At 54.9% G+C, this 14,027-nt stretch carries 12 protein-coding genes and 1 pseudogene; 7 read left to right on the top strand and 6 right to left on the bottom strand.

The genetic code is table 11. The annotated features are described in order from the left end of the window. Nucleotides 1-384 precede the first annotated feature (384 nt). The 3 genes and pseudogenes from MOST_RS04945 to MOST_RS04950 all read right to left on the bottom strand — a co-directional run. Entirely contained in the window at nt 385-621 is a 237-nt protein-coding gene (locus MOST_RS04945; RefSeq protein ID WP_054938039.1) for a hypothetical protein, read from the bottom strand. Then, nucleotides 618-788, bottom strand: coding sequence for a hypothetical protein (locus MOST_RS17485; protein WP_170067049.1), 171 nt, complete (start codon nt 786-788; stop codon nt 618-620). Before MOST_RS17485 ends, MOST_RS04945 begins: the two co-directional genes overlap by 4 nt. After that, nucleotides 781-1,354, bottom strand: a pseudogene (locus MOST_RS04950) (IS1634 family transposase); the annotation flags it as partial. The pseudogene MOST_RS04950 and the gene MOST_RS17485, both read right to left, overlap by 8 nt. A gap of 210 nt (nt 1,355-1,564) precedes the next feature. On the opposite strand from MOST_RS04950, the gene MOST_RS04955 reads away from it, so the two are divergent. From MOST_RS04955 to MOST_RS04985, 7 genes are all read left to right on the top strand, one after another. Further along, nucleotides 1,565-2,194, top strand: coding sequence for a cobalamin B12-binding domain-containing protein (locus MOST_RS04955; RefSeq protein WP_054938037.1), 630 nt, complete (start codon nt 1,565-1,567; stop codon nt 2,192-2,194). A 12-nt stretch (nt 2,195-2,206) separates the two neighbouring features. Beyond that, the gene (locus MOST_RS04960; RefSeq protein ID WP_054938036.1) at nt 2,207-3,004 is read left to right on the top strand and encodes a methyltetrahydrofolate cobalamin methyltransferase; all 798 of its coding nucleotides are present in this window, start codon (nt 2,207-2,209) and stop codon (nt 3,002-3,004) included. A gap of 68 nt (nt 3,005-3,072) precedes the next feature. After that, nucleotides 3,073-4,893 (top strand): histidine kinase, encoded by a 1,821-nt coding sequence (locus MOST_RS04965; RefSeq protein ID WP_083476817.1) that lies wholly within the window; start codon nt 3,073-3,075, stop codon nt 4,891-4,893. Between the two features lie 32 nt (nt 4,894-4,925). After that, on the top strand, nt 4,926-6,485 hold the full coding sequence (locus MOST_RS04970) for a response regulator (RefSeq protein ID WP_106007049.1): 1,560 nt from the start codon (nt 4,926-4,928) through the stop codon (nt 6,483-6,485). Further along, on the top strand, nt 6,475-8,304 hold the full coding sequence (locus MOST_RS04975; RefSeq protein WP_244267263.1) for an ASKHA domain-containing protein: 1,830 nt from the start codon (nt 6,475-6,477) through the stop codon (nt 8,302-8,304). Before MOST_RS04970 ends, MOST_RS04975 begins: the two co-directional genes overlap by 11 nt. 13 nt (nt 8,305-8,317) lie before the next feature. Beyond that, entirely contained in the window at nt 8,318-9,337 is a 1,020-nt protein-coding gene (locus tag MOST_RS04980; RefSeq protein WP_054938033.1) for a uroporphyrinogen decarboxylase family protein, read from the top strand. Nucleotides 9,338-9,500: 163 nt separating this feature from the next. Continuing rightward, nucleotides 9,501-10,190, top strand: a complete 690-nt coding sequence (locus MOST_RS04985) for a hypothetical protein (protein WP_054938032.1) — start codon at nt 9,501-9,503, stop codon at nt 10,188-10,190. A gap of 86 nt (nt 10,191-10,276) precedes the next feature. Here MOST_RS04985 and MOST_RS04990 read toward each other — a convergent pair whose 3' ends face one another. The 3 genes from MOST_RS04990 to MOST_RS05000 are packed head-to-tail and all read right to left on the bottom strand — an operon-like array spanning nt 10,277 to nt 13,981. After that, nucleotides 10,277-10,759: a (2Fe-2S)-binding protein gene (locus MOST_RS04990; RefSeq protein ID WP_054938031.1), complete on the bottom strand. Its 483-nt coding sequence runs from the start codon at nt 10,757-10,759 to the stop codon at nt 10,277-10,279. A gap of 6 nt (nt 10,760-10,765) precedes the next feature. After that, nucleotides 10,766-11,647, bottom strand: a complete 882-nt coding sequence (locus MOST_RS04995; protein ID WP_054938030.1) for an FAD binding domain-containing protein — start codon at nt 11,645-11,647, stop codon at nt 10,766-10,768. Next, nucleotides 11,648-13,981, bottom strand: a complete 2,334-nt coding sequence (locus tag MOST_RS05000; protein WP_054938029.1) for a xanthine dehydrogenase family protein molybdopterin-binding subunit — start codon at nt 13,979-13,981, stop codon at nt 11,648-11,650. Nucleotides 13,982-14,027: the final 46 nt, after the last annotated feature.

The raw sequence follows: 14,027 nt of genomic DNA on the forward strand, positions 1-14,027 counted from the left end.
CCATTTTTGACCTGGTCCTGCCACGGGTTTTAACGGGAGAACGGTTGCAGCGTAAAGATATAGCCGGGCTGGCAGCCGGTGGCCTCTGCCAGGGCTGCCCCGACTGCCGCTACCCGGCCTGTTCCTTTGGTAAAGCATAAACCTCGCTCGCGACAGGTTAAGTAGTGGGTAATTTAGCTGCTTCGTAGAAGCTCGTTCGTTCCAAACAAAAGCAAATTTTCTTTTTCCTTGTCAACCGCTATCTGATACATTAGCAGGCATCTGCACACCACGCTTTCGTAAGTGGGTTTTGGCGAGCCAGGACTCATTAGTCAGGTCAAAGCGAAGAGCGATTTCCCGTTCTTGAAGGTCTCAAAAAGCAAGATGAGATAACCCCATTAATCCTTAACTGCTCTTTTTCAGCTTGATACCCCTGTTACTGATGTAACTGACCAGTGGCTCCTCGTCAGGGAAGTGCTTTTCCACCAGGGCCAGGTGCTCCTCCAGCAAGCTTTGGCTGTGACCGGTGATGCGCATCATGGCCGAGGTGGGGACACAGTAATAGCGCAATAGCAGCACCCGGTAAAACAACTGAAGAAAGAGCTGGAAGCTATAACAAAAACGGAGGACAAAAACGATCACTCCGACGATGGTGACCCCCAGGCAAGGGACCAGGCTAAGGCCAGAACGGTATACCAAAAAACCACCGTGAGGCTAAACTGGGCCCGTAGTGGTTCAGCACGCCCGTCCTCCAGGTAATGGGCTACCAACCATGGCTCCAAAGCCAGGTGATCTTCGCTGGTAAGCATCCAGAATCTCCTTGGCACTCATTTCTTTCTCGCTAGTCTGGATGCCGTAATAACCGTCAAACTGTTTGGCCCTGGCAATGACTTCTTCGTCCAGTACCCATGTCCCAGTACAATCTACTTCTTTGAGGTATTTCTTACCGCCGCGTTTGTTGCTGGCTTGGATTTTGGCCCTTGCTTTCTAAAAGGGTTTGGGCTTTTTCAATTAACCTTTCCCGGTCGGCCCAATCTTTTTCCGCCCGCCGGCTGGAATAGGTGATGATTAGTTTCTCAGGTAACTGGTACTTTTTCCCTTCAGCGGTGAATTCGTTTATGTACTCGATAACTTTGTAGCAGATAACTTCTTGGCCATTAGTTATTTCCTGGTAACCGTTTTCGTCTAATATCACATCGGTAATCTCTTTCTTCATGCTCTTGATGCGGGCGGCAAAGATGTAGCTGTAGCCCCGTTCCACTATGCGCTTTAAATTGAGCTTGCTGTTGATCCCCCGGTCGGCGACGATAATCACCCGGCGCAGGCCAAAACGTTTTTCCAACTTTTCTAAGGCTGCCTCCAGGGTTTTGCGGCTGCGCAAAGTATCGCCGGGAGGTTTCGCCTTAAGGGCGCGGGAAAGGGACTGCAGAAATCCAGGCTGCTCCCGACCGGGAAAGGCATTCAGGTAATTTCCTCCAAGGGCAAGAAAACAAACCTTTGGCAAGAATTTAGCCTTGCAGCGCAAGTAATCTTAAAATAGACTTAAAAATGAACTAACATTAATATTTCAAGGAGGCAAGGTAAAGTGGCAGTCCTGGAGGAAATTAAAGAAGCCTTGATGGCCGGCAATGCCAACAAGGTCAAGGAGCTGACCCAGAAGGCCCTGGATGAGGGCATCGCCCCCACCACCATTATTAACGACGGCCTGATTGCAGCTATGAATATCATTGGCGTCAAGTTTAAGAACAATGAAGTTTACGTACCTGAGGTCCTGGTGGCGGCCCGGGCCATGCATGCTGGCATGGATGTGGTCAAGCCCCTGCTGGCCGGTGGCGCCATGGAGGATAAGGGCACCCTAGTCATTGGCACCGTCAAAGGCGACCTCCACGACATCGGCAAGAACCTGGTCATTATGATGATGGAAGGAGCCGGCTTCAAGGTAATTGACCTGGGTATTGACGTACCGGTAGAAAAATTTGTCCAGGCGGTAGAAGAGCACAAGCCCCAGCTGGTCGGCATTTCGGCCCTGTTGACCTCCACCATGATGCAGATGAAGAAAACTGTCGAGGGCCTGGCAGCTTACCGCGATAAAATCAAGATCATGGTCGGCGGCGCCCCGGTTACCCAGAAATTTGCCGATGAAATCGGTGCCGACGGCTATGCTCCCGATGCTGCCTCAGCCGTAGATCTCGCCCGCCAGCTGCTGGCTTCGTAGGGAGGCCGGGGGATGCTGGTAGTCGGTGAGCTGATAAATTCCAGCCGCAAGGCCATTGCCCGGGCCATAGCCGAACGCGATAAGGAATATATCCAGGACCTGGCCAGAAAGCAAGTTGAGGCCGGCGCGCATATTATTGACGTCAACTGCGGGACAAGCATCGGCGAAGAAGATAAGGTCATGGAATGGCTGGTGCATATCGTCCAGGAAGTCGTTGACGTGCCCTTGTGTATCGATAGTCCCAGCGCCGAAGCCCTGGCCGCCGGCCTGGCGGCCCATAAAGGCCAGGCCATGATCAATTCCATCACTGCGGAGAAGCAGCGCTGGGAGGAAGTTTTGCCCCTGGTGCAGAAATATAAAGCTAAGGTCATTGCCCTCTGCATGGACGACGGCGGCATGCCGGAGTCGGTGGCGGACCGCTTGCGGGTAGCCGGCAGGCTGGTACCGGGGCTGGTGGAAGCTGGGATACCAGAAGATGATATTTACCTGGATCCCCTGATTAAGCCCCTGGGGGTTAACAGCCAGTACGGCGTCGAAGCTTTAGAATCGGTGGCGGCTTTAAAGGAAAAGTACCCCAAAGTTCATACTATCTGCGGCCTATCCAATGTTTCTTATGGCTTACCAGAGCGCCGGCTGTTAAACCGGGCCTTTATGGTCATGTGCCTGACCCGGGGGATGGATGCCTTTATCCTTGACCCCCTGGATATGCCCCTGATGGGCCTTTTGCGAGCGGCTACAGCCCTGGCCGGCCAGGATGAATACTGCCTGGAGTATATTGCCGCCGCCCGCGCCGGGAAAATTAAAGCTTAAGCTTAGAGTAAATCCGGCCGCAGGCAGGGAGGTTCCCTGCTGCGGCCGTTTTCATTAGGAGGAAAAATATGCCTTTTTTCCTGGAAAATTTAATCCAGGCTGTAATCAACGGCAATGCCGTCCAAGTACGGGAAGAAGTTAAGAAGGCCCTGGCCGCCGGGGTAGATCCTGCCCGAATTATTACCGACGGCTTTGTGGCAGCCATGGATGTGGTGGGGGAAAGGTTTGAACGCAATGAGATTTACGTCACCGACCTGATTATTACCGCCCGGGCCATGCACACCGGTTTGAAGGAGATCAAGCCTTTTATGCTGGCCGGCCAGGTTCAACCGGTGGGGCGGGCCATAATCGGTACCGTTCAGGGAGACATCCATGATATCGGTAAAAATTTACTGGGGATAATGCTCGAAGCCTCGGGTTTTGAGGTAATTGACCTGGGCGTCAATGTCGCTCCCAGTACCTTTGTCGAGGCGGTAATTAAATACCGTCCTGACGTCCTGTGCCTGTCAGCCCTCCTTTCCTCTACCCGGGGAGCCATGGGCGAAACCATTGCCGCCCTGCAAGAAGCCGGCTGGCGTGGCAAGGTTAAAGTGGTGGTGGGCGGTACGCCGCTGAATGAGACTATTGCTGCCAAAATGGGGGCTGATGGCTACGCGCCCGATGCCACCGCCGCCGTCCAGCTGATTAAAGACCTGATTGGCGCCGGCCAGAAACGCCAGGCGGTCCTGGCCCCGGCTACCCTGGATTTATTCTTTGGGGAAGGTTCCCTGGAAGACCTGCAGCTGGCCTTTACCCGTATGACCGGGCTGCACCTGGTCATGGTGGATGCCGCCGGTAATCCTTTGACCCCCCTGGGAGGCTTCCTGGAATGCTCCCGGCATTGCCATTTACTCCAGGGCAACCCGGCAAAAGACATTGATGTTACCACCCTGGCGGGTAATTTTAAAGAGGCGTTTATTTACCGCTGCCATGCCGGCCTGGTGGAAATATCCTATCCCCTGGCGGGTGAAGACGGTACGGTGGGAGCCGTCCTCTGCGGCCACTGCCTTTTAGAGGGCGATCCCGCCCCGGCGCAATTGCAGGCGGCCGTACCGGTGCTGTCCATAAAGGATTTGGAAGCCGTCTGCGGCCTCCTCTCCTTTGTGTCCGGGCAGATCATGCAGCTCAACGCCGTTTTACTGGTCAATAAAGAACTGGAGGAGCAGCGCGCGAGCTTTATCCACTTCCTGAAAAGGCAGCACCAGCTGGAGCAGGCCCTGAAAGATGCCGAACTCAAAGTCCTCCAGTCCCAGGTCAATCCCCATTTCTTGTTTAACTCTTTAAATACCATCGCCCGCCTGGCCCTCTTTGAGGGAGCGGCAACTACCGAAAAAATGGTGCGCGCCCTGGCCCGTCTCATGCGCTACAGCCTCTACCAGGTCAAAGAAACTGTGACCCTAGCCGAGGAGATAGCTGCCGTGCGCGACTACCTCTATATCCAGGAGACGCGTTTTCCAGACCGGGTCCGGAGCCAGGTACTGGTAGAGGAAGCTGTGCTAGATGCTCGCGTACCCTGCATGGTCCTGCAGCCCCTGGTAGAAAACGCTGTCATCCACGGCCTGGAGCCCAGGGAGGAGGGCGGGAGAATTACCGTTTCCGGCCGCCGGGTGGGGGACCAGGTGCATATAGAAATAAAGGATGACGGCATTGGCATCCCACCTGAGGTCCAGAAGGCCATTTTTGACCTCCAAGTACGGGGTGGCAGCAAGGGCCAGGTCAGCGGGCTGGGGATTGTCAATGTTTACCGGCGCCTGCAGCATCAATTTGGCAGCAACTGTGCCCTGGATGTGACCAGCACGCCGGGAAAAGGGACTTGCATTCAGCTCACTTTTCCCTATACTAAAGAGTAACGTAGTATTTATGAAGGGGGCTATATCCGGTTTTGTCCACGGAAATCAAGATCCTGCTTGTTGACGACGAACCCCTGGAGCGGCAGGCCATGCGTTTTTTGCTGGCCAGGGAACGGCCCCACTACCAGGTGGCTGCTGAAGCAGGTAATGGTATGGAGGCTGTAAACCTGGCAGCAACTTTGCGGCCGGATATTGTCTTCCTTGACATTAAGATGCCCGTCATGGACGGCCTCACTGCCGGGCGGGAGATACGGTCACTTCTTCCCGAAACCAGGCTTATCTTTGTCTCCGCCTATGGCGAATTTGATTACGCCCGCGAAGCAGTCTCCCTGGGCGCCTCGAAATATTTATTAAAGCCGGTAGACGGGGAAGAAATGATCAAGCTCCTGGATGAACTGGCTGCCGATATTTCTGCAACCCGCCGGCGCCAGCAGGAAACGGCCCGGCTCAAAGAGGCCCTGGAAGAAATGAAGCCCCTGATCCGCCTGGGCTTTATTATGGACCTGATCAATGGGAATATAGCAGGAGCCGAGGCCGAGAGCCGCGCCCTTTTCCTGGGGATCACCTCCCTGCCGCGGTTGGCCCTGTTGGTAGATATTGATAATTTTGCTAACATTGCCCGGGAAGGGACGGAAATCGAACGGCAGCTTTTAAAGCAGCGGGTAAAGGAGAGTATTGAAAAAGCAACGGCCGGCTGGCCGGGAACCCTGGTAGCACCTGTCACCAGGGACGAATTTGCCGTTCTCCTGCCCCTCGATCACCTGGGAAAGGAACGTGACCCCCGCCGGGCCGCCATCCAGCTGGGCGAGGCCATCTGCCGCCAGGTGCGCCAGGACACGGAAGTGACCGTGACGGTGGGTATTGGCCGCCTGGCTGAACGGGTTACCGACCTGGCCCGCTCCTATGCCGAAGCGGCGGCGGCAGCTGAATTCCGCCTGCTTTATGGCGGCGACCAGGTTATCCATGCTGACGACGTAACCACCCGGTCCAGGGCAGGCCGCTCCCTGCCGGTGCAGGAGGAACAGGAAAGGCGCCCGGCCCTGTTAAAGATGAAACTCCTGGAACTGGTGGCCCTGGCAGCCAATGCCGCCCTGGAAGGCGGAGCCGACCCGGAGGCCGTTTCCAACCTCACCCTGGCCGGTAGCAGCGAATTTTTAAACCTGGATAACCTGGCGGCTATGCGGGAGCGCATCCTGGCGCGCCTGATGGACCTGGCAGATCAGGTAGCAGCCAGCCGGGAACAACGCAATTCTTCCCTTATTGACCGGGCCAGCAAGTTTATCGAAGCCAACTTCAGCCAGGATCTCACCCTGGAAGAAGTCGCCCAGCAGGTATATTTAAGTCCCTGTTATTTCAGCCGCCTCTTTAAGCAGGTTAAGGGCCAGAACTTCATTGATTACCTGACCAGGGTACGCCTTAGAGCAGCTAAGGAATTGCTGCTGAATACCAACCTGCCGGTGGCGGCAATAGCCGAACGGGTCGGTTATCACGACGCCCGTTATTTCAGCCAGGTATTTAAAAAGCAGGAAGGGTACACGCCCAGCGTGTTCCGCAAAATAGGGGGTGCTAAGTTTGAAGGAAGTGCTAGTTGATTTCCAGCCGGTGGGCCGGCGCGCTCAGGTTGCAGCTGGCCAGACTATTTTAGCCGCGGCCCAGCAACTAGGGCTGGCCCTGGGAGCGGGGGGCTTGACGGCACCTTGCGGCGGCAGGGGCCTGTGCGGCCGTTGCCGGGTGCGGGTAGCCGCCGGCGACGCCGGGGAGCCGACGCCGGCGGAAAGGCGTTTCTTGAAGCAGGAGCAACTGGAACAGGGTTATCGCCTGGCCTGCCAGGCAGTCATCCAGGGACCGCTGAAAGTGGAAATCCCCCCGGAATCCATGCTCGGCGTTCAGAAACTTCAGGTGGAAGGGCTGGACGTCGCAGTAGTCCCGGAAGCGCCGGTTAAAAGGTATAACCTGCCTTTAACCAGGACGACCATTGAGAACCCCCGGCCCCTCTGGCAGCAGGTGGCTGGCGAACTGGAGGCCACTTACGGCCTGGACCGCCCGGAAGTAGATTTTAACCTGGCTTTAGCGACAGAGCCCCTGGCGGCCGACGGCACCGGCGTGGTTACGGTACGCGGTTCAGAGGTGATCAACATTTATGCCGGCCGGCCGGCGCCGCCGCCGGTGGGCCTGGCCGTCGACCTGGGGACCACCAAGGTGGCCGGTTTCCTGATAAATCTGGAAACGGGGGCTACCCTGTCTGCCGATGGGATCATGAACCCCCAGATCGCCTACGGCGAAGATGTCATGGCCCGCCTGGGCTATGCCCTGGAGGGAGAAGCCGAATACCGGCGCCTCCAGGAAGTAGCAATCGAGGGGCTGAACCGCCTGGCCGCCACCCTGGCTGAGAAGGCCGGCGTAACTACGACAGACATTGAAGAAGCCGTCATCGTGGGCAACACCGCCATGCACCACCTGTTGTTGCACCTGCCGGTGGCCCAGCTGGCCCGGGCCCCCTACGTCCCGGCTCTGACTACACCGGTGGAGGTAAAAGCCCGGCGCCTGGGTTTAAACTTCAGCCCGGGAGCCTATGTCTACCTCCAGCCGGTAATTGCCGGCTTTGTCGGCGGCGACCATGTGGCCATGATCCTGGGCAGCCGCCTTGACGAGGCCCGCAAAGTCACCCTGGGCCTGGATATCGGTACCAATACGGAAATTGTTTTAAGTTATGGTGGTAAAATGCTTTCCTGCTCCTGCGCTTCGGGGCCGGCCTTTGAAGGCGCCCACATCGCCCAGGGGATGCGCGCCATTACCGGGGCCATCGCCGCCGTCCGGCTCAGTGACGACGGCCGGGAGGTCTACTGGGAGAGCATTGGCGGTGTACCACCTCTGGGTATCTGCGGTTCCGGCATCCTCGACGCCGTGGCCGAGCTTTACCGTACCGGCGTCCTCAACGCCAGCGGCCGGTTAGATTTAAATCATCCCCGGGTAAGGCGACCTGCCGGGGGTGGCCCAGCGGAATTCCTGCTGGTACCGGCTGAGGAAACCGGCATTGACAGCGACCTGGTAGTAACCCAGAAGGACATCAGCGAGATCCAGCTGGCCAAAGCAGCCATCGCCAGCGGTACCCTACTCCTCCTGGAGGCAGCGGGCCTCACGGTGGCCGACCTGGAAGAAGTTGTGGTCGCCGGGGCCTTTGGTACCCACCTGAAGCTGGAAAGCGCCATTACCATCGGCATGTTCCCCAAACTTCCCCTGGCCGCCTTCCGCCAGGTGGGCAACGCTGCCGGCACCGGGGCGCGGCTGGCCCTCCTTTCCATGGACGAAAGGCAGCGGGGAGAAACAATAGCCCGCCAGGTGGGCTATATCGAACTCATGACCCGGCCGTCCTTTCAGAATGTGTTTGTTAATTCCCTGATGTTGCCGTAGGAGGCGAAGGATCGTGAACCATGTTGAACGGGTGCAGGTGGCCCTGGCCCGGGGCCGGCCCGACCGGGTGCCGGCGGGAGAATTTGAGCTGGAACCGGGGCTGGTGGCGGCCCTGCTGGGCCGGGAAGGACCGGCGGGTTTTGCTGAGGAAGTGGCTGCCCGGGAACTCCTGGGGATGGACCTCCTGGCTGTTACTCCCCAGGCGCCATTAAAAGAAGAGGGAAATGACTGCTACCAGGATATCTGGGGCCGGCGGCTGCGGCGGCAGAGGGGCCTGACTACCGTCCAGGCCCCGGCCATCCCCGCCGTCAAGGAAGCAGCCAGTTACCGCCTGCCTGATGCGAGCGCCTTCGACCTGCGTTCCTTACGGCGCTGGCGGGAGGAAACGGATTTCTTCATTTTTGCCTTTGTAGACGGCCCTTTCCAGGGAACCAATAAGCTTTTTGATTTTACGGATTTTCTCCTGGCGGTGGCCGGCCGGGAGGGAGCCATCAGCGACCTGGCCGCGGCTGTAGTCGACTTTAACCTGGAGCTGGCCCGCCTCTGCGTCCAGGCCGGGGCCCATGGCCTGCTCATCGGCGACGACATTGCCTATGAGCGGGGGACCTACATTCACCCCGACCTGTGGCGGGAAATCTTTTTGCCCCTTTTGCGCCGCCAGGTAGAGGCCATTAAAGCCATGGGCGTTCCGGTCCTTTACCACTCCGACGGTAACTTGCAGGCCATTTTACCTGACCTGGCAGCTTTACCCCTGGACGGCATCCAGTGCCTGGAACCGGCCGCCGGCATGGACATTGGCGCCATTAAGAAGAAATACGGCGGGTGCCTGTGCTTAATGGGCAATTTCGACTTAAACCTCCTGGCTACAGGTACGCCAGAAACCATTACGGCGGCAGTAGAGCAGCTCCTGCTAGCGGCGGCGCCCGGCGGTGGGTATATCTTTTCCACCTCCAGCGGTATCTTGGGCGCTGACCTGCCACCCCGGAATGTCCTGGCCCTTTACCAGGCGGTAGCCAAATATGGTGCTTATTAAATTTACCCTATATTTTGCACCCTTTACCAGAAGGCCTGGCATATTTTTTCCCGCCCGGCATACCATTAAATAAGGATCCGGGCAGGCACTAACCCGGATGGCGAAAGGGTGGCCCTACCCTCGTACAACTTGAAGGTAGAACCTGGCGGGAGAGGTGGTTTGCTTGGCCTGTAGATTTTTACGCTGGCAGGTTATTTTACCCGTAGCGCTAGTGCTGGCCCTGGCTGGCGGCTGGTTTTATTCTTATTACCTGCGGGAGATAAAGGTCGAACCCCAGGAACTTATCGTCCAGGCCCTTGATACTACCAACCAGGCAACCAGCTACCGTTTCCACGTCGAGGCCAGCCTGATTACCGGGGGAAATAAAATAGGCTTAAGCAGCCTGGACGGGGAGCGGGCCGGTGACGGCAGCCTGTATTTAAAGGGCCAAATGACCGGCCAGCCGGTGGAAATCTACCAGGTCAAAGATACCACTTATTTTCGCGACCCGACCTCCAAACGCTGGATGGTCACCCCTGGCAACAACCCCCTGGAGCAGGAAAAGTATATGGCTGAAATCAATCCCCTATCCATTTTAAAAATTACCGGGGTGGATGATTTGAAGTTTTTGGGCCGCCAGAAAAAGGTGCCGGGGAGGCCCTACCTCCTCACCTGCCGGCCGCAGGTCAACAACCAGTTCCTCAACAGCTACTGGCAGGATCTTTACTACCAGTTCTGGGTGGAACGGGGCAGTAACTACATCCGCAAAGTTTCCCTCGAAGCCGCCCACCGCCAGCGCCCCCAGGACAAACTGACCATGACGGTTGACTTCTACGATTTTAACAAGCGCATCAACATTAAACCGCCCCAGTAGGGCGGTTTTATCATTCAAGCACTGAAAATTTAACGCACGGGCTAATAACGCTGTACCCTGGTGACAGGTACTTGCCTGGCCCGATGCTATTGCTTCTCCTGGGCCACTATTTCTGATGCCTTCTTTATTGCTTTGATGATACGTGTATACCCGGTACAGCGACATAAATTACCCTCTATACCCTTAAGAATCTCTTCTTCTGTAGGGGACGGATTTTCATTTAACAGCCCTAAGGCAGCCATAAGCATTCCCGGTGTACAAAAACCGCATTGTATCGCCCCCTCCTCAATAAAGACTTGCTGTAAGGGATGTAAGACTCCCTCGCTACTCAATCCTTCCACTGTAGTTATTTCATGACCATCTGCTTCTACAGCCAGGACCAGGCAGGAATTAACCGGACGTCCATCAAGGAGGATAGTGCAGGCCCCGCATTCTCCTTCACAACAACCCTCTTTAGTGCCCGTAAGGCCCAGATCTTCTCTGATGACCTGCAACAGGGTCCGATTAACGGGAACTCGGAGGGTATAACTGTCACCATTGACTTTTAAGGATATGGTACTTTCCTTCATTAGTTATTACCCCTCACTTTTTAACCTGGCATAAGCTATTTGCGCTGCCCGGTGAAGCAAAACCTTTAAAAGCTCCTGCCGGTATTCGGCTGTTGAACGCCAGCTCGTACGCGGTTTTGCTTCTGCCGCAGCAATTACCCCTGCTTGCTGCAAAACGCTATCAGTTATATCTTTACCTTTAAGATAGCTTTCTGCCTGCCTGGCCCGTAGGGGCGTAGGTCCTGCCGTAGTCAAAGCGATGCGGACCTGCTGACACCTAACGAGATCTGGTTCGCATTCCAGATAAACAGCTACTCCCAGCAGCGCCAGGTCCATGGCTTTGCGCCGGGTAAATTTTAGATAGGCAGCACCGCTGTACCTGGTAGCTGGCGGCACCAGGATATAGGAGAGGAGTTCACCCTGTGCCAGGACGGTTTGTCTGGGAGCTTCAAAAAAATTTTCTAATGGCACTTCTCGCTGGCCTGCCAGACCCCTGATTGTTACTCTGGCATCTAAAACCAGCAGGGGAGCCACGCTATCTGCTGAAGGCAGAGCCGTACAAATATTGCCACCAATGGTACCGCGCTGGCGAATTTGTACCGAGCCAATGCGGCTTATACCATCTAAAAGGACGGGGTATTTTTCTTTAATCAAGGGCATTACTTCTAACTCATGATGGGTGGTCAGGGCTCCTATTTTTAACCCTTTTTCCGGCGAGTAATGGATTCCTTTCAATTCATCCAAACCTTTAATATCAATAAGATATCCAGGTTTACTTTGCCCTTTGTGCATCTCGACAAGGACATCGGTACCGCCAGCGTAGAATCGCGCCCGATTGCCGAGATTATAACCGAGCTGGCATGCTTCCTCCAGGCTGGTCGGTTTTAAAAGCTCAAACTGGGGTAACATCTACCTTTCCACCCCCATACGACCCTTACTTTTAAGAGCCGCCAGAATATTTTCGGGTTTAAGAGGCAGGCTGTTAAGACGGGCCCCGAGGGCGTTATTGACGGCATTACCGATGGCAGCTGCCGTCGGGGCTAGACCGGGCTCACCAATACCTTTAGCGCCAAAGGGCCCTTCCGGATGATTGGACTCTATCAGTGAGACAGCTGTTTCCACGGTAGCATCTGCTGCCGTCGGTATTTTGTAATCTACCATGCTCGCGTTTTTTACTATCCCTTGTTCTAGGATCATTTCTTCTAATAGCGCATGGCCCAGACCCATAATAATGGCTCCTTCAATTTGTTGCCGGCAGGCATCGGGGTTAATGGCCCGGCCGACATCATGGGCCGCGGATATCTTCAGGACTTTAACCTTGCCCGTTTCCGGATCGATTTCTACTTCGGCAGCTTGGGCCCCGTACATCCAGAAAACGGTTGGCCGGCTGGATTGCCGTGTTTCAACATCCGGGGGATCGAAGATATCCGAGGTCGAATAAGAGCCATGGCCTATTACCGGTGGTTGTTCTTTTAAAATTCCACTTTTACTAATTTGTTCCAGGGAAATTACCCGGCCTGTGCCATTTGTCGTTTGTTCAAGGATTAAACCATCCTTGATGACAACTCTTTCGGGAGGAACATGCCAGGCTCTGGCAGCAAGAACTTTTAATTGCTCTTTGATATCGCGTGCTGCTAGTAAAACAGCGTTACCGATGTGGAAGGTCAAACGGCTGGAAGTAGTAGTTTTATCATAGGGGGTAAAGGCCGTATCTACAGGGGCCAGTGAAACTTTATTAACAGAGATGCCGAGTTCTTCGGCAACGATCTGGGCGATGACGGTATTAACCCCCTGGCCTAACTCCATCCCACCCTGCAAAACTGTTACTGACCCGTCTTCATTTAACCTGATTATAGCTGAGGAAGTAGAAGGGGTACCTGTTAGTTTACAAAAGCAAGCAATTCCTTTACCACGTAGTTTACCTTCCGGGGTAACTGTCCGCAAAGGTTTACTGTACCAGTCAATTTGGTGTCCGGCTGCTTCTAAAGCCGGTTTAAGGCCAACACTGAACAGGCGCTCACCAGTAGCGGAGATACTGCCTTCTTCTAAGGCATTATGTAGCCTTAGTTCTAGTGGGTCAAGGTTCAATTCCCGCGCCAGGGCATCCATCTGGCTCTCATGGGCCCAGGCTATTTCCGGCACCCCAAAACCCCGGTAAGCGCTGCCGACGGGTTTATTGGTGCAAATACAATAGCCATCTATTTTTATATGGGGAATTTTGTAAGGACCGGCGGCGGCAAAACCGGCATTATAATTCACCCTTGGCCCAACAGTGACATAAGCGCCCGTATCCCAGTAAGCTTTAACTTCTTGCGCTACCAGGGTTCCATCCTTTTTGGCCCCGGTCTTGATCTTAAAGTGAGCCGGGCCGCGGACGACACTGCTTACGAAATCTTCCTGGCGACTGAAAACTACCTTTACTGGCCGTCCTTGCGCTTTAAAGGCCAGGGTTACGGCTATTGGTTCAGCCCGCAGCTCATATTTAGAGCCAAAACCGCCTCCTATCCAGGTACAAATAATCCGAATGTTGTTCATGGACATATTTAAGGCCCGTGCCAATTGTTCGCGCAGCATAAAGGGTGATTGGGCCGGAGTCCAGATAGTTAAATAGCCCCCTGCATCAACGCGGGCAACGGCACAATGGGTCTCCAGGGTTACATGCTGAAGCATGGAACAGTTAAATTCATTCTCGATGATTACATCTGACTCTTTCCAACCTGTCTCAACATCACCTTTTCTAAGGGTAAAATGATCACATATGTTTGTTCCCGGCACCGGTCTGGCCTGACCCAAAATATTATATTCATTCCAGTTTTCGTGAACTAAGGGAGAACCTGGTTCCATAGCCTGGAAGGGATCTAAAACCGCCGGTAGGGGTTCAAAATCTACCTTGACCAGCTGGACGGCTTCGGCGGCTATTTCCGGGTGTTCCGCTGCAATAGCAACTACTGGCTCTCCGGCGTAACGTACCTTTTGATAAGCCAAGAAGGGCTGGTCTTCAATAAACTGGCCAAAGCGATTATGGAAATCATTTCCCGTGACTATGGCTCTTACACCGGGCAGGGCGCTGGCCTTGGTAGTATCGATGTTTAATATACGGGCATGGGGTAAAGGACTGCGATAAACGGCCCCATAAAGCTGGTGGGGGAACTGGATATCGGCACCATAAATTGCCCTTCCGGTAACTTTTTCGAGGGCATCTTTTCTGATAATAGACTTACCAACTACTTTGAACGGCTTCATTATCCCTCTCCTTCTTACCGGCATAATGTTGATGGTTAAAAATTTT

Origin of the sequence: Neomoorella stamsii (assembly GCF_002995805.1) — a bacterium.
Lineage (GTDB): Bacteria > Bacillota > DSM-521 > Neomoorellales > Neomoorellaceae > Neomoorella > Neomoorella stamsii.

Bases quoted from the DNA above. Each gene is read 5' to 3' on its own strand.
- MOST_RS17485 (WP_170067049.1), bottom strand. From the start codon at position 788: ATGCTTACCAGCGAAGATCACCTGGCTTTGGAGCCATGGTTGGTAGCC.
- MOST_RS04960 (WP_054938036.1), top strand. From the start codon at position 2,207: ATGCTGGTAGTCGGTGAGCTGATAAATTCCAGCCGCAAGGCCATTGCC.
- MOST_RS04965 (WP_083476817.1), top strand. From the start codon at position 3,073: ATGCCTTTTTTCCTGGAAAATTTAATCCAGGCTGTAATCAACGGCAAT.
- MOST_RS04990 (WP_054938031.1), bottom strand. From the start codon at position 10,759: ATGAAGGAAAGTACCATATCCTTAAAAGTCAATGGTGACAGTTATACC.
- MOST_RS04995 (WP_054938030.1), bottom strand. From the start codon at position 11,647: ATGTTACCCCAGTTTGAGCTTTTAAAACCGACCAGCCTGGAGGAAGCA.
- MOST_RS05000 (WP_054938029.1), bottom strand. From the start codon at position 13,981: ATGAAGCCGTTCAAAGTAGTTGGTAAGTCTATTATCAGAAAAGATGCC.